Source organism: Neoalteromonas flava (genome assembly GCF_002807685.1).
GTDB lineage: Bacteria > Pseudomonadota > Gammaproteobacteria > Enterobacterales > Alteromonadaceae > Alteromonas_E > Alteromonas_E flava.
Genome location: NZ_PEAX01000008.1, coordinates 103,426 through 122,861 on the forward strand (window position 1 = coordinate 103,426; position 19,436 = coordinate 122,861).

The window sequence follows — 19,436 nt, forward strand, 5'->3', positions numbered from 1 at the left end:
AAAATGGCAACTTTAAAAGTCAAACAAACGAAAAGTGCGATCGGTCGATTGCCAAAGCATAAAGCCACTTTGACTGGCTTAGGTCTTGGTAAGATTGGTCGTGTACGTGAGTTGGAAGATACCCCAGCCGTTCGTGGCATGATCAACCGTGTATATTACATGGTTGAGATCGTGGAGGAGTAAAAGATGCGTTTAAATACTCTTGCTCCTGCTCCAGGAGCGAAAAATTCGGGTAAGCGTTTGGGCCGTGGTATCGGTTCTGGTTTAGGTAAGACTGGTGGCCGTGGTCACAAAGGTCAAAAGAGCCGCTCTGGTGGTTCAGTTAAGCCAGGATTCGAAGGCGGACAAATGCCAATCCAACGCCGTTTACCAAAGTTTGGTTTCACATCACGTGTAGGCTTGGTTTCTGACCAAGTGACACTATCTGAAATAGCTAAGGTAGAGGGTGACACTGTTTCTCTTGAAACTTTGAAAGCTGCAGGTCTGGTTAAGAAAGACATTCAGTTCGTTAAAGTTATGAAGAGCGGTGAAATCTCTCGTGCAGTAACGGTTAGCGGTGTAAAGGTTTCAAAAGGTGCGCGTGAAGCGATTGAAGCTGCCGGCGGTAAAGTAGAGGAATAAGCTAGATGGCTAAACCAGGATTGGATTCAGGCGCGAAAGGCGGTTTGAGCGAGCTTAAATCAAGATTGTTGTTCGTATTCGGTGCGATCGTTGTATTTAGGCTTGGTTCTTATGTGCCGATCCCTGGCATTGACCCAGCTGTGCTTGCTCAATTATTTGAGCAGCAAAAAGGTACTATCGTAGAAATGTTTAACATGTTCTCCGGTGGTGCTCTAGAGCGTGCGTCAGTGCTAGCCCTGGGCATTATGCCTTACATCACAGCTTCCATTATTATGCAGCTATTGTCGGTGGTACACCCACCGATGATAGAGCTTAAGAAAGAAGGTGAGGCAGGGCGTCGTAAGATCAGTCAATATACCCGTTACTTAACGCTAGTATTGGCGACTTTCCAGTCAATTGGTATTGCGACCGGACTCCCCAACCTAATCCAGGGTTTGGTGATTGCCCCAGGCTTCGCGTTCTACTTTACAGCCGTAGTGAGTCTAGTGACAGGAACTATGTTCCTCATGTGGCTAGGTGAGCAAATTACTGAGCGAGGTATCGGTAACGGTATCTCTATTCTGATCTTTGCGGGCATTGTTGCCGGTCTACCTACAGCGTTGGGTCAGACAGCGGAACAAGCACGCCAAGGTGATATTAACTTATTGTTCTTGTTGTTGATTGGCGCGATTGTTATGGCTCTAACGTACCTAGTGGTATTTGTTGAGCGCGCACAACGTCGCATCGTAGTTAACTACGCTAAGCAACAAAAAGGCCGCAAGGTATTTGCTGCTCAAAGCACGCATTTACCGCTTAAAGTTAATATGGCTGGTGTTATCCCGCCAATCTTTGCATCGAGCATTATCTTGTTCCCAGGAACAATTGCTGGATGGTTTGGTCAGAATGAATCCACGGCATGGTTAGCCGACGTAGCTTTGTTGCTATCGCCAGGTCAACCGTTGTACGTGATGTTGTATGCAGCAGCGATTATTTTCTTCTGTTATTTCTATACTGCGTTGGTATTTAACCCACGTGATACAGCTGATAACTTGAAAAAGTCGGGTGCGTTCATCCCGGGTATCCGCCCAGGTGAGCAAACTTCTCGCTACATCGACAAGGTAATGACTCGCCTCACATTAGCTGGTGCGCTCTACATAACCTTTATTTGTTTAGTGCCTGAATTCATGTTGATCGCTTGGAATGTTCCATTCTATTTCGGCGGTACTTCACTACTGATTATTGTAGTGGTCATCATGGACTTTATGGCGCAGGTGCAGACTCATTTGATGTCACATCAATATGATTCTGTTCTCAAGAAAGCCAATCTGAAGGGCATCGGTCGTTAAGGCCGGCCTGACGATTGCGTACTACGGAGTGATGTAATGAAAGTTCGTGCATCCGTTAAAAAGATGTGCCGTAACTGTAAAGTCATCAAGCGCAACGGTGTTGTGCGCGTGATTTGCAGTGAGCCAAAGCATAAGCAAAGGCAAGGCTAATCAACGTTGCGTTCAATTTACTTTGCGTGGCCTCGGCGATTGAAGCCACGCAAGTTGCATAGTAAATGAGCGTTTAAATTGCAATTTGGTCGACGGGTAAGTATCCTATCGGGCTTTTTAGGTCGTCGACATTAATTTAGAGGAGTGCTGTTAATGGCCCGTATCGCTGGCATTAACATTCCGGAACACAAGCATGCTGTGATTGCAATCCAAGCAATCTTCGGCATCGGTGCTACTCGCGCAAAGACTATTTGTGCAGCAGCAGGTGTTGCAGAAACTACCAAGATCAAAGATCTTGATGAAACAACTATTGATAAGCTGCGTGACGAAGTAGCGAAATTCACCGTTGAAGGTGATTTACGCCGTGAAGTCTCGATGAGCATCAAACGTTTGATGGACCTTGGTTGCTTCCGTGGCATTCGCCACCGTCGTAGCTTGCCTCTACGTGGACAGCGCACTAAAACTAATGCGCGTACTCGTAAGGGTCCTCGTAAACCTATTAAGAAGTAACGGGGAGAATAAGTTATGGCAAAAGCACCAGCTCGCGCACGTAAGCGCGTAAAACGTCAGGTTGCTGACGGTATGGCTCATATCCATGCGTCTTTCAATAATACAATTGTGACTATTACAGATCGTCAAGGTAATGCCTTGGCATGGGCGACTTCTGGTGGTTCTGGTTTCCGTGGTTCACGTAAATCTACCCCATTTGCTGCTCAGGTAGCTGCAGAGCGCGCAGGCGTTGCTGCACAAGAATACGGTCTGAAGAACCTAGAAGTGTTCGTTAAAGGTCCAGGTCCAGGCCGTGAGTCTGCGATCCGTGCACTTAATGCGACTGGGTACAAGATCACGAACATTACCGATGTGACCCCTATTCCTCACAACGGTTGTCGTCCACCGAAAAAACGTCGCGTTTAATCGACGGACAACAGGAGAAAGATCATGGCAAGATATTTGGGTCCTAAACTCAAACTTAGCCGTCGCGAAGGCACAGACTTGTTCCTTAAGAGCGGCGTTCGCGCAATCGATTCTAAATGTAAAATCGATACTGCGCCTGGTCAACATGGTGCCCGTCGTGGCCGTTTGTCTGACTACGGTGTTCAGTTGCGTGAAAAGCAAAAAGTACGTCGTATGTATGGCGTATTAGAAAAACAGTTCCGTAACTATTATAAAGAAGCGGCACGTTTAAAAGGCAACACCGGTGAAAACTTGTTGCAACTTCTTGAACAGCGTCTTGATAACGTTGTTTACCGCATGGGTTTTGCAAGTACTCGCTCTGAAGCGCGTCAACTTGTTAGCCACAAAGCAATTCTTGTGAATGGCCAAGTGGTAAATATCCCATCGTTCAACGTTAAAGCTGATGACGTGGTGTCTGTTCGTGAAAAAGCGAAGAAGCAAGCACGTATCGTGGCAGCTCTTGAACTAGCTGACCAACGTGAAAAGCCAACGTGGATTGAAGTCGACAACTCGAAAATGGAAGGTACGTTTAAGCGTATTCCTGAAAGAACTGATTTGTCAGCCGAAATAAACGAACAGTTGATCGTCGAACTTTACTCTAAGTAAAGTGTAACTAAAGAGGATACATTGTGGGTTCTGTAACTGAATTCCTTAAACCAAGATTGGTTGAAATCGAAAACGTTTCTCCTACGCGTGCAAAAGTAACACTGGAGCCACTTGAGCGTGGATTTGGTCATACTTTAGGCAATGCGTTACGTCGTATCTTGCTCTCTTCTATGCCGGGTTGTGCGGTAACTGAAGTAGAGATCGATGGTGTTTTGCATGAGTACAGCACCAAAGAAGGCGTGCAGGAAGACGTCATCGAGATCTTGCTAAACCTAAAAGGTTTGGCTGTGAAGTTAGAGGGTAAAACCGAAACTACGCTAACCTTGGTGAAATCTGGAGCGGGCCCGGTAACGGCTGGTGATATCCAGCACGACGGTGATGTAGAAATCGTCAACCCTGAGCATTTGATCTGTACGCTTACTGGCGACACAGAAATCAGCATGCGCATAAAGGTTGAGATGGGCCGTGGTTATGTTCCAGCGGCGACGCGTCGTTCCTCTGAAGAAGATGATCGTCCTATTGGTCGTTTATTAGTTGACGCTTCATACAGCCCAGTTGAGCGTATCTCTTATGCGGTTGAAGCTGCGCGTGTTGAACAACGCACAGACTTAGACAAGCTAATCATTGATATGGAAACTAACGGTACTTTAGACCCTGAAGAAGCTATCCGTCGTTCTGCAACCATCTTAGCTGAACAGCTAGATGCATTCGTAGAATTACGCGATATTTCAGAGCCAGTAGCGAAAGAAGAGAAGCCAGAGTTCGATCCGATCCTGCTTCGCCCAGTTGATGATTTAGAGTTAACGGTTCGTTCTGCAAACTGTTTGAAAGCGGAAGCTATCCAATACATAGGTGACTTAGTACAGCGCACCGAAGTTGAGTTGTTGAAGACTCCTAACTTAGGTAAAAAATCGCTTACTGAGATCAAAGATGTGCTCGCATCACGTGGACTTTCACTAGGTATGCGCCTAGAGAACTGGCCACCAGAGAGCATCGCTGAAAGAGATTAATCAGCCCCTAGGTCTGATTTTTAGAGAAGGATAAAACTATGCGCCATCGTAAAAGTGGTCGTCAGTTGAATCGCAACAGCAGCCATCGCCAAGCAATGTTTAAGAACATGGCTGGTTCATTGGTTAAGCATGAAGTGATCAAAACTACGTTGCCAAAAGCGAAAGAATTGCGTCGCGTTATCGAGCCTTTAATCACACTTGCGAAGCAAGACAGTGTAGCTAATCGTCGTTTGGCGATGGCCCGCACAGGTGATAAAGAAGTTGTAGGTAAATTATTCAACGAACTTGGACCTCGCTACGAAGCACGTCCAGGTGGCTATATCCGCATTTTGAAATGTGGTCTACGTACTGGTGACAGTGCGCCAATGGCTTACGTTGAATTAGTCGACCGTCCAGTTGTTGAAGACGTTGAAGAAGTCGAAGCAATTGAAGAGTAAGCAATTACTGAATTAAAAAACCCGGCTTATGCCGGGTTTTTTATTGTCTATGAGTAAATTCTTTAAACTTTAAAAAACGCCACCATTTGTTTCAACGAATCCGCTTCTTTAGATTGCTTAACGGTCTGTTGCGTAATGTTGTGTAAGGCCTGCGTATTACTATCCGAGAGTTGTTTAATGGTTACAACATTCTGGCTCACTACCTCGCTAACCGACGCTTGCTCTGCGGCGCCGACTGAGACTTGGGTATTCAAGTCAGCAAGATTATTAATTAACTCGATGATGCTTGTGTATGCCTTCGATGCGTCGTTGGTCAGTGCTTCAACGCCACTAGACTCGGTATTAGCGGCTTCAATTACATTCACAACATCTGTTGCACCTTGCTGAATCACTTCGACTAATTGATTGATTTCCGTCGTCGAGGTTTGCGTTCGTTGAGCAAGTTTCCGTACTTCATCTGCTACTACCGCAAAACCTCTCCCTTGCTCACCGGCTCTAGCGGCTTCTATTGCCGCGTTTAGTGCAAGTAAGTTGGTTTGTTCAGCGATTTCTTGAATGACCTGAACTATTTTGGCAATCGCTTTGGAGTTATTATCTAGCCGAGCCACGACTTCTGACGCGGTTTGTAAAGCCTGAGATAATTTTTGCATGGCATCACGCGACTGCTTAACAACGGCATCTCCGCTCAGTGCTTCTTTCTCTGTCTTCGCACTGGACTCCGCTGCTCCATCGGCATTACGAGCAATTTCCTGAGTAGACGCGGCTAATTCCTCCAACGCAGTTGCTAGTTGCGCGGTTTCAGATTGTTGACCTGCCACTGATGCGTTTGCGTCCTTTACCGAACGTTCAACATCAACGCTGATATCATGCAAGCGGTGCTGCACATCGACGATATTGGAGACTGTAGATTTGAGGGTTTCTATAGAACTAAGTAACGCTAAATTGAGGGATGCAAACTCATCGCTTCCTTCAACTTGCACAGAATAAGTGAGGTCTCCGTCAGCTATAGCTTTGGCAATTCTATTGCTAAGCTTTAAGGGCTGGATGATATTTTGTACCAATCGAAAGGCAATAATAGTGCTCACTATCATTGCGATGACTACAATCCACACGATGACACTACTAACACTATCGCGAACCTGCTGTGCAATTAGTGTTTCTTCTGCCAACAAGCTATCTGAAGTTCTAGAGGCTTCATTCGCAGCACCTAGTATTTGTTCGGTCAATGCTGCCGATCGATTGGCTGAATCTGTTCTTACCAATCGGTCAAATAAGCTTTGATAGTTACCTATGGCATCTTTAATTTGAGCAACTTGGTCTCTGCTTGCTTCGACCTCCATCATCGATAGCACGTTGTCTAGTTCAGTATTAGCTTGGGAAAGGTATTTGCCCACTTTGTCCACAAATTCTGGCTGTTGGGTAATGATGTAATCCGCTTGAGCGAGTCGTGCTTGATATAAACGTAAATCTGCGGTTGAGATTGATTGAAAAATCTTATCCTGTTGTCCTAATCTCGATAAGCTATTGAGCGACATTGCACCAATGCCAATAATAATGAGGGTTAAAATAGATAGGGATAAGATCAGTTTTGTTTTTATATTCACACCATGGCCCCGAGCAATTAAACAAAAATACAATAAAAGTTTAGTTTTGTAGTATTTGAAAATTTATGAAAAATTTTTTGTCCATTACGCCGGCCCATAGCAACTTATGTAACTTATGGATTGCTTTCCATGTAGCGGCTGCAAAATCCGTACATCCAATGAAATATATACGATTTAAAATCTAAGGTTATCCACTCTTTATAGAGTGTTTCGTTTAGACGTAAATGAGTATAGATAACAATCTATATTCTTGCATTTATATGAATACATTATTTTTCTTGTGCAACTCAATCCGGCGCGAAGCGATATAGGCATATGAGTGCAAACAAATTACGGGATAGTCTCAACCTAGGAATAATTTGCAGTGGGTGTTGGAAACTGACTATTTATTTCGGTTCGTCGCCAAAGCAATTTCTTCTTCAGTGGCTCCGCCTTTGCGCGCTGAAGCTTTCAATTGTTCAGCGTCTACTCCGCGATTCTCTGCAGTTTCAATGATGCGAATGATTTGTTCACGCTGTTGTGATGATTCACGTACAGCAGTTTCGACCACCGTTTCCGCTTTCTCGGGGAATAATGCCAAAAGCCCGTCAACAATATATTCACCGACGAATGGCACCGCTCCAATCGCGGTGGTCAAGATGCTCACCATATCGTCTGGGTGCTCTTTTGACAGGGTTTGTACGATGCGGTCAGCACTATCGGGCTCGGTTACAACTGCAACCCTAACAATGTTTTGTAATTCTTCAGGTGTTGTGTCGGCCGCGGCTGTGACTACAAAGTTTACATAACTTGGCTCAGCCAAAATCGCCAACTCAACAATGTTAGGGCATTCACTCACGCCTTTTTCAATCGCAATTTTAACTATTTCTTCAGTCGCAGTGGGCTGAGTTGAAATTGCGGCGTAAATAATTTCACGATATTTATCTGGGTAGGTATCTAAAGCAACATCAACGATTGTTGCGATTTCTTGTGGGTAATGACTGGCAATACTTTTTATTGCACGACCTATACTCGCGTTATTCTCCATTTGGCGATGAATGAATGAAGCTTTAAGTGCAGTTCTTTCATTCGGCGGTTGAGCTTCGCTTGCCTGTGCATCTTCAATAATCGGCTCTGGCGGAGGCACCGCTAATGCGGGGGCACTTAAGCCTATTGCCAATAGCAAGGTAGTTGAGATAACAGATTTACGCATACTTCATTACACCATTTACTGATACTGCATCCTTGCAATAAAGCTTCATCGACTAAGGTTGACCCCAGAGAGCAACGTTAGTTCATAAAATTGTTAAAAAATGTTAATAAATGTAAAGTACGCAAAGTGAGCAAAAAACGCAACTTTGACGCGTATTTTCACCTATGGATACGTCTCAATCGTTAGTGCAATTGGTTCACATCTTTCAGGCCTTAAAAAGAGAATAATACGTGCCTAGTAATCGCCTTACCGAATTAGATGCCTTGCGCGGCATCGCAGCCCTCGCAGTGGTTATTTACCACATGGTTTATCGTTATCATGAGCTATACGGTCATCAGGGTTTGCCGGTTTATTGGTCTTATTTTGGCCAATACGGGGTGCAATTATTTTTCATGATCAGCGGCTTTGTAATTTACTGGACAGTTGATCGAATAACTGTTCCGCGTGAATTTGTTATCTCCAGGTTTGCACGTTTGTATCCGGTTTATTGGGTCGCGGTAGGATTGACGTTTGCGGTTATCAGCTTAGTGGGATTGGCTGGTAGGGAAGTGTCTTTGCTGCAAGCTCTCGCCAATTTATCTATGTTTCACGAGTACTTCGCAGTTGTGCATGTCGACGGGGTGTACTGGACGTTAACACTCGAATTGACCTTTTATGCCTGGATCCTGCTGTTGTTGGTGTTGCGTTGGCAACAGTATGCTTCCTTGTGTTTGCTCATTTTGGTTTGTGCGAATGGGTTGCTTAACCTTATAGAGATTACCTGGCGCCCATTGCATTTGCTGACGTTGGATGGCTACGGCCACTTTTTTCTACTTGGCGTGCTGGTTTTTGATTGGGAGCAACAGCGTAATCGCATGCTTTGCTATATGGGCATAGGCGCAGTACTAGCAGCGACTGTTATTAATAACAATATATTGCAAATTGCAATTTATCTAACTTTGATTGGGCTGTTTGTTTTGGCAGTGCGCAGTAGGTTGAAAGCGTTACGTCAACCGGTTTTAGTTTGGCTAGGGGCGATTTCATATTCGTTATACTTGATCCACCAAAATATCGGCTATGTTTTACTCAATCAGTTGCCGATTGCATGGCACAGTGTGCTCAAGATTAGCATCGTAACCCTTGGCGTAATCGCAGTTGCTTATGGTCTCAATCGATGGATTGAAGTACCATCAAACAGATGGTGTAAAAATCGCTTACGCGCACGCTTCGTGACGCATGAAAAAGCCGTGGCAAGCGACATCGCAAAATAAAAACAATACGATACCCATAATGACAACTTCTGCAGCGCAACGGTCGAATACCAATAAAAATGCCTCCTGGTCGGTATTTCATCAGGTTGCTACCTATGCCTCGTCCTTGATTTTTACCGCAATTCTGGCTCGCATCATTGCCCCGCATGATTTTGGTATCTTTGCCATGGCCATGACGGTATCGGCGTTTTTCCTGATTTTCGCTGATGGCGGTATGGTCTGGTCGCTCATTCAGCGCGAGAAAATCTCGCAAGCTGAAGTCGTCAATTTGCGTTGGCTTAATGGTGGGTTAGGCGCTTTCATGACACTCGCCGCTGTATTGATTGCGCCGTTTGTAGCCGCATTTTACGGCTATCCCGAAATTACCTGGGTGCTAGCGATTCTGGGGCTTAACTTTTTCATTTCCGGGGTAAGCACTCCCAGTATTATGTGGATGAAGCGCGAACAGCGTTTTAAAGCCTTAGCGCTGATCGATATCAGTGCGACATTGGTTGCCGGAGCCCTAGCGGTAACCAGCGCCATATACGGCGCTGGCGTTTGGGCCTTGGTATTGCAAGCAGTGGCCAAGTTTTTATTGCAAGCGCTAGCGGTTAGCGCGTTGGCAAAATGCCCAAGTGGTTGGTTTCAGCGTCAAGTTGATATGCGCAATTTGACTCTGTTTGGCGGCTCTTTAATTGCCTTTGGTGCAGTGAATTATTTTGCTCGCAATTTAGATAATGTTTTGATCGGAGCGGTGATCAATGCTGAATCGTTAGCCTACTATAGTCGAGCGTATTTTCTGATGACGTTACCGAGTATGCTAACCACCGGCGCGCTGAGCGGATTGATGATCAGTATTCTTTCACGCATGCAACATGATACTGCGTTGCTGCAGCGTCAGTATGCCCATACCCTGCGTTTTCTATTTATCATTTGTGCCCCGGTCGCGATGTACTTTGTGCTGTTCCCTCAAGACCCAATTGCGCTGTTATACGGAGAACAATGGGATGCGGTGGTGCCACTGTTACAAATCCTAAGTTTAGCCTGTTTAACCCAACCCATTCACAATACTATGGGGTGGATTTTTACTGCATCGGGGACGGCCAACAAAATGCTTAAGTGGGGAATTTTTGCTTCGCTTTTGCTTAGTCTCTCGTTCGCCGTGGGCGTTCAATACGGGGTTGCTGGTGTGGCGTGGGCCTACACTAGCGTTATGGGGATTGGCCTCACGATTGGGGCTGTTGCTTACGCGCATCGTAGTGCCAATTTGGCGTTCGCTTCTACTCTACGATATTTATTCAAGCCATTCATTGCCGTTACTTTGACACTGGTGCTGGTGACGTTTGTTACCACAAATTTGGCGTTGCCGCCCATGGAACTATGGTTAGCAATTATTGTTCACGGCAGTTTGCTGGTTGGGATCTATTGTGGATTACTGGTAGCGCTTTATCGTCGGCAGTTACGGCAAATTTTGCAGGTGTCAGTATGAAAATAGGTTTTGTGTGTAACGAATACCCCCCGTACACCTGTGGTGGAATTGGTACTTTTACGCGCGAATTGGCCGAACGGTTAGTGGCACAGGGGCATGAGGTCACGGTATTCGGTGTATATGCAGACGTTACATCCCCCCTTTGTGAATCTTTGCAAGGCGTCACGGTGTATCGCTTGCCTGCCACCTCGGGTTGGCTGGGATTATGGCGCAATCGGCGCACGCTCTATCATGCTATTAAGGCAGCGGCAGATAAGGGTGAAATTGAGGTTGTTGAAGTACCTGATTTTGAAGGATACGCAACGTTCTGGGGAGCGTTACCAATCTCGGTTCTGGTGCGTTTGCATGGCACGGTAACCTATTTCAATCATGAATTGAATAAGCCCCACAGTCGAGTGATCAAATGGTTGGAGCAGAAGACGCTAGCGCGTGCTGACAGGTTATTATCGGTGAGCCAGTATGCCGCTGAAAAAACGCTCAACATATTTGCCCTAGACAAACCTTTTACCGTTATTCATAACGGTATTGCTTGGCCGGACGCAAGTGCGTGTAAGCAGGATTATAGCTATTCTGGATTGGTCGTCTTTACCGGTACACTGATGGCAAAAAAAGGCGTATTTGCCTTAGCGCAAGCCTGGCCTGAAGTACAAGCGATTTTTCCCGATGCGCGTTTAGTGCTGATCGGCAAGGATACGCAAGATGAGGGGCAGTCAGCATGGCAAAGGATCGAACAGTTGGCGGGCGCTCAGGCTAGAATAACCCACACAGGCCATATTGCTAAAGCTGAGTTGCAAACTCATCTGGTCAACGCAGATATTGCTATTTTCCCCTCATTCTCAGAGAGTTTTGGTTTAGGCCCTGTGGAGGCGATGGCATTAGCGGTTCCAACCATTTATACCCAGTTATCTTGTGGTCCCGAGATTATCACGCATGAACGCGATGGCATCCTAATAAACCCTGCGCAACCAAGCACTATCAGTCAGGCCATCATTAAGTTATTGTTTGATCAGGGCAAACGAAAACATTTCGGTGCAGCGGGGCGGCAACACGCAGCGATATTTTCTGTCGCGGCGCAAATCGCGCACAATGAACAGGCATACCAGCAGTCTATCGAGGCGAATTCAGTATGAAGTCGAAAAAAGTTTTACTCATCACACCCTATTTCGCGCCTCAAACGCATGCCGCGATGTTTCGGGTTTATAAGCTCGCTCGCTATCTACCGACACAAGGCTATGAAGTACATGTGTTGACCGTCGATACCAATTATTTATACAACGAAGACAGTTCGCTGCTAGACCAATTACCTGCAGATGTACATGTACACACCGCACGTTACATTGAACCGACTTTGCGCGGACTCAAGATGGCTTTAGGGGGCAAAGACACAACCTTCGCGGCGTTAAAAACTCGCGGTGAGCTGGCCTCAGCGGTAGCACAGAAAACCGATAAGTCGATTAAGCAGACTAAACCAGGATTGAGCCAGCGCGTTAAGCAATGGTTAGCCAATCGTCCTGACCGATACTGGACGTGGTATAAGCCGGCAGTAAATCGAGCGCGTGAGATTATTCAATATTACGATATTGAACTTATTTACACTACGACTGCGCCATACACCAATTTACGCATCGGTGAAACTTTGCAACGTGAATTAGGCGTGCGTTGGGTGTCGGATTTTCGTGATCCCTTGGGTTACAGTGAACGCTTCTCTGCACCTTCGCTAAAGGTTCAAGTGAAGGAAAAACAAATTGTCAGCAGCGCTATGCAAAAGGCTGATCACGTGGTTGGTCTGGCGCGCAGCTACGAATATATCTTTTCTGATCTATATCAGCTTAGTAGTGATCGTTTTAGTTTCATTCCAACCGGCGCTGATGATGATTATATTCGCCAGGCACAGCAAAGCGCAGCATCTACGTCCAATCAGGCTTGCACGATTTTATTTGTAGGCGAGTTTCTCGATGAGTACGACAGCAATCATATATTCAAAGCGCTCGACCAAACGGCAATCAAACTGGGCCGAGCGTTAATTCTCAAAGTTATTGGTCGCAAAGAGGTCAATCAACATCGCGTAGAACGGCTATTGAATAGTGCAGGGTGTGACTATTTAAAAGCACACTGCCAGTTCATTGACCATATGCCGCAAGCAGATCTTTACCGCGAAATCGTACAAGCAGATGCTTGCTTATTGATCCCGGGGAACAGTTTATGGTGGACCAATTTTGCTAAGTTAGTCGATTACATGGCGATGCAGAAAACGGTTATTGCTGATGTTCCGTTGATCAGTGAAGCCCGCCACGAACTAGAAAAGGCGGGATTAGGGGTGTTTTTAAGCGGAGACTTGGTCAACGACACAGAGGTATTACTGAATATGTCTGCAGGGCGTCGACAAGCTATCAATAAGGAATACTGCAAAACTTACTTGGCCTCGTCACAGGTAGCCGCATTTGCGCGTATTTTTAACCATCAGTTGGGGATAGTTGAGTGAAGCAGCGTGCCATGTGTTTGGTGAGTTTCGATTACCCGCCATTAGAGGGTGGAATTTCGCGATTGTGCGCGGCTATCGTTGATAATTGGGTCGAGCAAGGTAAAAAAGTCAGCGTGATCAGCCGTGAGGTATCATCTCAACCACCGGCATTTGCTGCGCCCAAAACCGCCGAATATCGCGTTCCTGCAAAACGCGGCCGAGCGGAATGGCAACTGTTTAAACGCCTCAGACGTTATCATCGAGAGGATATTGTGGTCACCGGTGTTTGGTATCCTGAGGCCTTAATCGCGCGTCTTGCAGGGTGTAAACATATTGTGGTTTTAGCGCATGGTAATGAGGTGATGCTAGGACGACCAACGCTGAAAAATCGATTATTGAGCTTGGCGCGGCGTTGGCTGCTCAAGCGCGCGCAATTGGTGATCGCCAACAGTCATTACACTGGCGATTTAGTGGCGCAGCAAACCAAGACTACCGTCAAAGTTGCGACCTTAGGTGTTGATGAAGAACGCTTTCAACCATTGCCGATGGAGCAACGATTGGCAGCTCGCCGGGCGTTTAGTATTCCCACTGAGAAGTTCGTACTTCTTACCACCTCACGAGTACAAGCCTATAAAGGCCATGATGTGGTTTTACGTGCTCTCGCGAGACTTAATGATGAAGTCCGCGAAAAAGTTCATTATGCAATTGCTGGGCGCGGTGAACACCTAGCGGCATTGCAACAGTTGGTGCTCGAACTTGATCTTGCTAACTGTGTGCAGTTCTTAGGGTTCGTGGATGATGACAAATTACCCGCGCTTTACGCTTCTGTCGATGTCTTCACCATGTGTACCCGAGAAGAAAAAGCCGCTAAACAGGTCGAGGGCTTTGGCCTAGTTTTTCTGGAAGCACAAGCCTGTGGTACACCGGCGATTGGGGTAAGGCAAGGTGGCATTGTCGATGCAATTGAGGAAAACCGCGGCGGTTTTTTGTTGGCGCGTGATGACAGTCAAGCACTGGCAGAACTTATTGAACGATTGCTCGCACAACCTGATTTATTAATGCAACAACGCCAACTAGCGCGCCAGCGGGTCGAAAACAGCACAACTTGGACGCATTATGGGCAGCGCGTCAGTGAAATTTTACAGCCCTTGGAGATAACCAATGACTGAGTGCAAGGTCAGCGTCATTATTCCTACGCTTAACCGTGATAAGTACCTATTGTTATCGGTACAAGATATGTTGGCGCAAGACTACTCTAATTTTGACATCATTGTCGTTGATCAGTCACCCGCGCCCACGGCAGAAATGCAACAGTTGATTAGCCAAAACCCAGCGCGTTTAAAGTACTTCAATGTTGACTTTAAGGGACTGCCGCAAGCTCGTAATTATGGCTGGCAGCATAGCGATGCAGAAATCGTCATCTATATTGATGATGATATTCGCAGTGATGAGTATTTAATACGTGAGCACGTTGCGTGTTATCAAGATCCAAGTATTGGAATGGTCGCAGGCGGTATTGATGAAGCTCATAGACCGCTAGACGCAGGCCCGCCAGTCGGACGATTCTCTCGTTGGAGCTGTACACCATACCGAGGGTTTGCCAGCCATCAGGACCAATGGGTGGAACATGTCCCAGGGGGTAATTTTAGTGCACGCCGTGAATTATTAGAGCGCGCAGGTGGCGTGGATGAACACCTTACACTTGGCGCAGCTTTGTATGAGGAAAGTGAGCTTTCATTGCGGGTTAAGCGTGTCAGTGGCAAGCGCTTTTGGTTCAAGGCTAACGCACGCTTATTGCATTTGGCCGCCGATGATGGCGGTTGTCGCGTAGTTAACGATGTTCCGAAGTACATTTGGGGGTTATCTCACAACCGAGCAATAGTGATGCGCCGCTATCTCAATCCGCTACAACGGATGGTCGCTTTACTTTTTTTGTTTAAGTTGGTCGCCGCTTATGCTTGGGCAAACCGTTCATTGCGAGTATTCGCTGCTTTTTGGCGTGGTTATCGCTTGGGTCGAGCAAACGCCAAGCTACCACCTAAGTGTACCGATATGCGGTAACCTACCAACATGCTGTTTCATTTGGGCTATCTAACCTTTTGTACGATCGTGGCTGCTACCTTCTTTGATGAGCAGGTCACATCACGTGCCCAACAACGTCGCTTCTTTCAGATCTTATTATTTTGCTGTGTCATTCAAGTAGCCTTGATGTATATCCTGCGTGATATACACGGCGATACGTTTCGTTACTTGCGCAGTTACGATCGCATGGTCGGCCAAGACTTTGCGGTAGCTTTGATTGAAAGTGGCAAAGAAGTGGGTTTTACCGTTTTATCCTGGTTCAGTGCCAACGCGGGTGTGAGTCATCGATGGTATTTGGCGTCTATCTTTGTGATCGGGATCCTGCCGTTTATCGCGGGTTTAAAACGATTGTACGGCGACGGTTGGGGCTACATGTTTATCGTGTATGTATCCTATCCATTCTTTTTGAGTTATTTCGCCAGCGGCATGCGTCAGGCGGTGGCCATGAGTATCGCGTTCTTAGCGATTGTTAATTATGCCCATCATTTTAAACTCATTCGAACGTTAATCATCATCGGCATAGCAAGTTTGTTTCATATGTCGGTGTTAGTGTTATTACCAGCCTTATTTGCTTTGCACTTTGCCGAACGTTTTCTGACCTTGCCGAAAATACTGTTTGTCTGGGTAGTCGTGGTTTTTATCAGCGCCGCGGGGATCAATGAAAGTGCGCTGGGCTTTTTATCGAGCTTCTTCGACGACAGTTCACGCTATCAGTATTACCTGGACAGTGACAAAGTTGCTGAAGTCCGCGATTTGATGGGCTATCAAACAGGGTTTCGACTAGACTTTACTTTGTTTTCTATAGTGCCTGTGCTGTTTGTGCTGTATTTTGAACGGCGTCAGGGTATTGATCTTTGGTTAGTGAAGTTTTATCTGATTGTAAATTGTGCCTTCCAGTTACTCAGTTTTACCGCCTCAAACGACCGTTTCGCTGCGCTGTCATGGTTTTATATTCCAGCTATTTTGGTGCACTCACAGTTTTTTAAGACACCGATGCGAAGCAGCAAATTAGGGTATTATTTGTTAGCATTTTCAGGTCTTGCCTTGCTCGCGTTATTCAATAAAAGGTACTTTACGTTTTAATATGCAGTTATCAGCCCCAACTATTTTGATCAGTATCGTTATCCCGTTTTATAACGCGAAAGACTGCATTGAGCGTTTATTTGTTTCATTGGCGGATTATGCTCAGCGCGATGATGTGGAAATACTTATCGTCGATGATTGTTCGGCAACGGAACATACTGATGCGCTGAAGCAACATGTTAGCCAACTACAGTGGTCACACCTTCGCCTCATCCTGTGTGATAAAAATGGTGGCGCTGCCATGGCCAGAAAACGAGGGATTGAACATGCGTGCGGTGAGTTTATTGCCTTTCTCGACAGTGATGACGCTTGGGCGCGCAACAAACTAGACGCTCAGGTCGACGCCATGCGCGCGCACAATGCAGCCATCAGCGGTTGTGCATGTGAGCAAATCAGCACTGCTGAGTTGACTGAGGTACGTACCGATGCCGTTGCAACATACGGGGTTTCACAACCGGCTAGATGGCAAGCATTATTCAATAACCCCTATAGCACTCCTACGGTAATGATGACCCGTGCCGCAGCACTAGCGCAGCCATTTTCTGATACGTTGCGTTATTCAGAAGATGTGGACTGCTGGCGCAGGGTATTATTAACCCAGAATGGTATTGTGTTACAGGGGCCAAACGCCTATATGTTCAAACATGCCTTTTTAAGCGACTCTGGGTCGCTCAGCAGCTTTACCTTGAAAATGAGTCTCGGCCAGCTGCAATCGTTAGGTAAGCTGTTGTTTAACTCATCTATAAATTGGCGCTATCGCTTACTCGTACCTATCGCGCTAGTTTGGGCCGGAGTAAAAGCATTACGCAGAGAACTACTAGTAATAAGGGCAAGACAACGATGAGCACTGAAACAGCGAAAACGCTGCTGATGGTGTCGAGTTTTTCAGAGTCACTGATCAATTTCCGTTTAGCCTTGATGCAGGATGCCAGCAAAGCTGGATTTGTGGTGCATGCGTGTGCACCTGACTTTACCCCTGACATCAAACATACCTTGCATCACGCAGGTATTCAGACCCACGATATTCGACTATCGCGCAATGGCCTAAATCCTCTGGGCGACCTTGCTACACTCACAGACCTAATCGCTTTAATGCGCCAAATACAGCCAACTCATGTGCTGGGATATACCATTAAGCCTGTGATCTATGGTTGTTTGGCTGCTCGCTATTGCGGTATTTCACGAATTGGGGCGCTAATCACCGGCTTAGGCTACGCCTTCATGCAATCCAATACACTGCGCCAAAGGCTCGTTGGTTTGGTAGCGCGTACACTGTATAAATTCGCGCTGTCAGGCGCTACTCGTGTGTTTTTTCAAAATCCAGATGATCGCGCGTTGTTTATCAATAATCGCCTGGTCGATGCAAACAAAACGCAAATCGTTAATGGATCAGGAATCGATATCGCGGCTTTTGCACGGCAGCCTTTGCCAGCATTCCCGAACATTCGGTTTTTAATGATTGGGCGCTTACTAACCGACAAAGGGGTGCGTGAGTATGCCGCTGCCGCAAAACAGGTGTTGCAACGTTTTCCAAACGCTGAATTTCACCTTGTGGGATGGATTGACAGCAACCCATCGGCGATTAGCCAGCGTAGTCTTGACCGTTGGATCAAAGAAAAACGGATCATCTTTCATGGTAAGTTGGCAGATGTTAGGCCGGTAATCCAGGACTGCCACGTTTATGTGTTACCTTCTTATCGCGAGGGGACACCCCGCACCGTATTGGAAGCCATGGCAATTGGGCGCGCAATTATCACCACAGATGCCCCCGGTTGTCGCGAAACGATTATTGCTGGTGAAAGTGGCCAGCTGGTCAAGGTGGCCGATGTGGATGATCTGGTTGATGCAATGCAAAACTACTTGCAACAGCCTGCATTGATCGAGCAACATGCAGATGCTGCAAGACAACGTGCCGAGACCGTTTATGATGTGCACAAAGTGAATCAAAGTATGCTGTTAGGATTACAAAATTAGATGAAGAGACTATTCGATTTCTGTGTTGCGCTGTGCGTACTGTTGGTCCTTTGGCCATTGATCCTGATAGTCGCTGTATTGGTGGCCTTCAAACTAGGTCGGCCAGTCTTATTCAGTCAGGCACGTCCCGGTTTGCACGGGCAGGTGTTTAAAATGTACAAATTTAGAAGTATGACTGATGCACGTGACGAGACCGGCACGTTATTACCAGATGCTGAACGTTTGACCGCGTTTGGACGTTTATTGCGCTCAACCAGTTTAGACGAGCTGCCCGGCCTGTGGAACGTGTTAAAGGGTGATATGAGTTTGGTTGGTCCACGGCCATTACTGGTTGAGTATTTACCTTTGTATAATCCTGAACAAGCCCGCCGTCATGATGTAAGGCCTGGTATTACGGGCTGGGCACAAGTGAACGGCAGGAATGCAATTTCGTGGCAGCAAAAATTCCAACTCGACGTTTGGTATGTGGATAATCAGTCGTTCTGGTTGGACGTTAAAATACTTTTTTTGACTTTGAAAAAGGTGGTTGCACGCGCAGATATCAATCAAGATAACCAAGCAACCATGGAGAAGTTTGATGGCAACAACTAAGCCAGCATTATTCATTATTGGTGCGGGGGGCCACGCCAAGGTGGTGGCGGATTGTGCCGAATTGCTGGGTTATGAATCCATAGCCATGGTAGATGATAATTTTCCTGCGGTTACACAATGTGGGCGTTGGCCCGTGATTGGCCAGCTTGATCATTTACAAAAGTTAGATCCGAGCACGGCAGAGTGTTTTGTTGCGATTGGCAATAATGCGGTGAGAGCTCGCTTGTGCGCACAATTACTGACCCAAGGTTGGACCTTGAGCACCCTTATCCATCCTACTGCCGTGATCGCGCGCGACAGTCAAATTGGCGCGGGAACACTGATATTAGCAAATGTAGTACTTAATGCTTTTAGTTCCATAGGAAAAGGATGTATTCTGAATACCGCGTGTTCAGTTGATCATGATTGTGACATCGGCGATTGTGTGCATATTGCACCGGGCGCCCGTTTGGCCGGCTCTGTGCGAGTAGGCAAAGAAACTTTTATCGGCATCGGGAGTGCCGTGATCCAGCAAATAACTATCGGTGAAAGAGTCACTATTGGGGCTGGGTCTACTGTATTGAAAAATATTGCCAATGATCAGCTGGCAGTGGGTAGCCCAGCGCAAATAAAACAAAAATAATAAGCG

At 46.4% G+C, this 19,436-nt stretch carries 22 protein-coding genes; 20 read left to right on the forward strand and 2 right to left on the reverse strand.

Annotation, left to right across the window (positions count from 1 at the left end; translation table 11 throughout):
- The first annotated feature begins 3 nt into the window (after window positions 1–3).
- The 9 genes from rpmD (at window position 4) to rplQ (ending at window position 5,103) form a co-directional block, all read left to right on the forward strand.
- Window positions 4–183, forward strand: a complete 180-nt coding sequence (rpmD, locus tag CSH92_RS16260) for a 50S ribosomal protein L30 (protein ID WP_100644263.1) — start codon at window positions 4–6, stop codon at window positions 181–183.
- Between the two features lie 3 nt (window positions 184–186).
- Window positions 187–621: a 50S ribosomal protein L15 gene (gene rplO, locus CSH92_RS16265; protein ID WP_100658706.1), complete on the forward strand. Its 435-nt coding sequence runs from the start codon at window positions 187–189 to the stop codon at window positions 619–621.
- A 5-nt stretch (window positions 622–626) separates the two neighbouring features.
- Window positions 627–1,946, forward strand: a complete 1,320-nt coding sequence (secY, locus tag CSH92_RS16270; RefSeq protein ID WP_100658707.1) for a preprotein translocase subunit SecY — start codon at window positions 627–629, stop codon at window positions 1,944–1,946.
- A gap of 36 nt (window positions 1,947–1,982) precedes the next feature.
- Window positions 1,983–2,096 carry a 50S ribosomal protein L36 gene (gene rpmJ, locus CSH92_RS16275; protein ID WP_013343810.1) on the forward strand — a complete coding sequence of 38 codons (114 nt, stop codon included), beginning with the start codon at window positions 1,983–1,985 and terminating at the stop codon, window positions 2,094–2,096.
- Between the two features lie 153 nt (window positions 2,097–2,249).
- Window positions 2,250–2,606 (forward strand): 30S ribosomal protein S13, encoded by a 357-nt coding sequence (gene rpsM, locus CSH92_RS16280; RefSeq protein ID WP_100644257.1) that lies wholly within the window; start codon window positions 2,250–2,252, stop codon window positions 2,604–2,606.
- A gap of 15 nt (window positions 2,607–2,621) precedes the next feature.
- Entirely contained in the window at window positions 2,622–3,011 is a 390-nt protein-coding gene (gene rpsK, locus CSH92_RS16285; RefSeq protein WP_100658708.1) for a 30S ribosomal protein S11, read from the forward strand.
- 24 nt (window positions 3,012–3,035) lie between these two features.
- The gene (gene rpsD, locus CSH92_RS16290; RefSeq protein WP_100658709.1) at window positions 3,036–3,656 is read left to right on the forward strand and encodes a 30S ribosomal protein S4; all 621 of its coding nucleotides are present in this window, start codon (window positions 3,036–3,038) and stop codon (window positions 3,654–3,656) included.
- Window positions 3,657–3,676: 20 nt separating this feature from the next.
- Window positions 3,677–4,666, forward strand: coding sequence for a DNA-directed RNA polymerase subunit alpha (locus tag CSH92_RS16295; RefSeq protein ID WP_100658710.1), 990 nt, complete (start codon window positions 3,677–3,679; stop codon window positions 4,664–4,666).
- Window positions 4,667–4,704: 38 nt separating this feature from the next.
- Window positions 4,705–5,103 (forward strand): 50S ribosomal protein L17, encoded by a 399-nt coding sequence (gene rplQ, locus CSH92_RS16300; protein ID WP_100658711.1) that lies wholly within the window; start codon window positions 4,705–4,707, stop codon window positions 5,101–5,103.
- Between the two features lie 62 nt (window positions 5,104–5,165).
- Here the strand turns inward: rplQ and CSH92_RS16305 are convergent, their stop codons facing one another.
- Window positions 5,166–6,707, reverse strand: a complete 1,542-nt coding sequence (locus tag CSH92_RS16305) for a methyl-accepting chemotaxis protein (RefSeq protein WP_100658712.1) — start codon at window positions 6,705–6,707, stop codon at window positions 5,166–5,168.
- Between the two features lie 382 nt (window positions 6,708–7,089).
- Window positions 7,090–7,899 (reverse strand): hypothetical protein, encoded by an 810-nt coding sequence (locus CSH92_RS16310; protein ID WP_100658713.1) that lies wholly within the window; start codon window positions 7,897–7,899, stop codon window positions 7,090–7,092.
- A gap of 230 nt (window positions 7,900–8,129) precedes the next feature.
- Here CSH92_RS16310 and CSH92_RS16315 point away from each other — a divergent pair, with 230 nt between their 5' ends.
- The 11 genes from CSH92_RS16315 to CSH92_RS16365 are packed head-to-tail and all read left to right on the forward strand — an operon-like array spanning window position 8,130 to window position 19,430.
- On the forward strand, window positions 8,130–9,149 hold the full coding sequence (locus tag CSH92_RS16315; RefSeq protein WP_100658714.1) for an acyltransferase family protein: 1,020 nt from the start codon (window positions 8,130–8,132) through the stop codon (window positions 9,147–9,149).
- A 19-nt stretch (window positions 9,150–9,168) separates the two neighbouring features.
- Window positions 9,169–10,617 carry a lipopolysaccharide biosynthesis protein gene (locus CSH92_RS16320; RefSeq protein ID WP_164084777.1) on the forward strand — a complete coding sequence of 483 codons (1,449 nt, stop codon included), beginning with the start codon at window positions 9,169–9,171 and terminating at the stop codon, window positions 10,615–10,617.
- Complete coding sequence (locus CSH92_RS16325; RefSeq protein ID WP_164084778.1) at window positions 10,614–11,747, forward strand: glycosyltransferase family 4 protein; 1,134 nt, start codon at window positions 10,614–10,616, stop codon at window positions 11,745–11,747. Before CSH92_RS16320 ends, CSH92_RS16325 begins: the two co-directional genes overlap by 4 nt.
- The gene (locus CSH92_RS16330) at window positions 11,744–13,099 is read left to right on the forward strand and encodes a glycosyltransferase family protein (protein WP_100658717.1); all 1,356 of its coding nucleotides are present in this window, start codon (window positions 11,744–11,746) and stop codon (window positions 13,097–13,099) included. The genes CSH92_RS16325 and CSH92_RS16330 overlap by 4 nt, the downstream gene beginning before the upstream one ends.
- Window positions 13,096–14,247 carry a glycosyltransferase family 4 protein gene (locus CSH92_RS16335; RefSeq protein WP_124916987.1) on the forward strand — a complete coding sequence of 384 codons (1,152 nt, stop codon included), beginning with the start codon at window positions 13,096–13,098 and terminating at the stop codon, window positions 14,245–14,247. The genes CSH92_RS16330 and CSH92_RS16335 overlap by 4 nt, the downstream gene beginning before the upstream one ends.
- A complete protein-coding gene (locus tag CSH92_RS16340; protein WP_100658719.1) occupies window positions 14,240–15,139 on the forward strand; it encodes a glycosyltransferase family 2 protein in 900 nt (299 codons plus the stop codon). The genes CSH92_RS16335 and CSH92_RS16340 overlap by 8 nt, the downstream gene beginning before the upstream one ends.
- A gap of 9 nt (window positions 15,140–15,148) precedes the next feature.
- Window positions 15,149–16,243 (forward strand): EpsG family protein, encoded by a 1,095-nt coding sequence (locus tag CSH92_RS16345; protein ID WP_100658720.1) that lies wholly within the window; start codon window positions 15,149–15,151, stop codon window positions 16,241–16,243.
- 1 nt (window position 16,244) lies between these two features.
- On the forward strand, window positions 16,245–17,087 hold the full coding sequence (locus tag CSH92_RS16350) for a glycosyltransferase family 2 protein (protein ID WP_100658721.1): 843 nt from the start codon (window positions 16,245–16,247) through the stop codon (window positions 17,085–17,087).
- The gene (locus CSH92_RS16355; RefSeq protein ID WP_205662196.1) at window positions 17,084–18,217 is read left to right on the forward strand and encodes a glycosyltransferase family 4 protein; all 1,134 of its coding nucleotides are present in this window, start codon (window positions 17,084–17,086) and stop codon (window positions 18,215–18,217) included. The genes CSH92_RS16350 and CSH92_RS16355 overlap by 4 nt, the downstream gene beginning before the upstream one ends.
- Window positions 18,218–18,808 (forward strand): sugar transferase, encoded by a 591-nt coding sequence (locus CSH92_RS16360; RefSeq protein ID WP_100658722.1) that lies wholly within the window; start codon window positions 18,218–18,220, stop codon window positions 18,806–18,808.
- The gene (locus tag CSH92_RS16365; protein WP_100658723.1) at window positions 18,795–19,430 is read left to right on the forward strand and encodes an acetyltransferase; all 636 of its coding nucleotides are present in this window, start codon (window positions 18,795–18,797) and stop codon (window positions 19,428–19,430) included. Before CSH92_RS16360 ends, CSH92_RS16365 begins: the two co-directional genes overlap by 14 nt.
- The last annotated feature ends 6 nt before the right edge of the window (window positions 19,431–19,436 follow it).

Excerpts from the sequence above, each read along its gene's own strand:
- rpmD (WP_100644263.1), top strand. The coding sequence starts at position 4 with ATGGCAACTTTAAAAGTCAAACAAACGAAAAGTGCGATCGGTCGATTG.
- rplO (WP_100658706.1), top strand. The coding sequence starts at position 187 with ATGCGTTTAAATACTCTTGCTCCTGCTCCAGGAGCGAAAAATTCGGGT.
- secY (WP_100658707.1), top strand. The coding sequence starts at position 627 with ATGGCTAAACCAGGATTGGATTCAGGCGCGAAAGGCGGTTTGAGCGAG.
- rpmJ (WP_013343810.1), top strand. The coding sequence starts at position 1,983 with ATGAAAGTTCGTGCATCCGTTAAAAAGATGTGCCGTAACTGTAAAGTC.
- rpsM (WP_100644257.1), top strand. The coding sequence starts at position 2,250 with ATGGCCCGTATCGCTGGCATTAACATTCCGGAACACAAGCATGCTGTG.
- rpsK (WP_100658708.1), top strand. The coding sequence starts at position 2,622 with ATGGCAAAAGCACCAGCTCGCGCACGTAAGCGCGTAAAACGTCAGGTT.
- rpsD (WP_100658709.1), top strand. The coding sequence starts at position 3,036 with ATGGCAAGATATTTGGGTCCTAAACTCAAACTTAGCCGTCGCGAAGGC.
- rplQ (WP_100658711.1), top strand. The coding sequence starts at position 4,705 with ATGCGCCATCGTAAAAGTGGTCGTCAGTTGAATCGCAACAGCAGCCAT.
- CSH92_RS16310 (WP_100658713.1), bottom strand. The coding sequence starts at position 7,899 with ATGCGTAAATCTGTTATCTCAACTACCTTGCTATTGGCAATAGGCTTA.
- CSH92_RS16320 (WP_164084777.1), top strand. The coding sequence starts at position 9,169 with ATGACAACTTCTGCAGCGCAACGGTCGAATACCAATAAAAATGCCTCC.
- CSH92_RS16325 (WP_164084778.1), top strand. The coding sequence starts at position 10,614 with ATGAAAATAGGTTTTGTGTGTAACGAATACCCCCCGTACACCTGTGGT.
- CSH92_RS16330 (WP_100658717.1), top strand. The coding sequence starts at position 11,744 with ATGAAGTCGAAAAAAGTTTTACTCATCACACCCTATTTCGCGCCTCAA.
- CSH92_RS16340 (WP_100658719.1), top strand. The coding sequence starts at position 14,240 with ATGACTGAGTGCAAGGTCAGCGTCATTATTCCTACGCTTAACCGTGAT.
- CSH92_RS16345 (WP_100658720.1), top strand. The coding sequence starts at position 15,149 with ATGCTGTTTCATTTGGGCTATCTAACCTTTTGTACGATCGTGGCTGCT.
- CSH92_RS16350 (WP_100658721.1), top strand. The coding sequence starts at position 16,245 with ATGCAGTTATCAGCCCCAACTATTTTGATCAGTATCGTTATCCCGTTT.
- CSH92_RS16355 (WP_205662196.1), top strand. The coding sequence starts at position 17,084 with ATGAGCACTGAAACAGCGAAAACGCTGCTGATGGTGTCGAGTTTTTCA.
- CSH92_RS16360 (WP_100658722.1), top strand. The coding sequence starts at position 18,218 with ATGAAGAGACTATTCGATTTCTGTGTTGCGCTGTGCGTACTGTTGGTC.
- CSH92_RS16365 (WP_100658723.1), top strand. The coding sequence starts at position 18,795 with ATGGCAACAACTAAGCCAGCATTATTCATTATTGGTGCGGGGGGCCAC.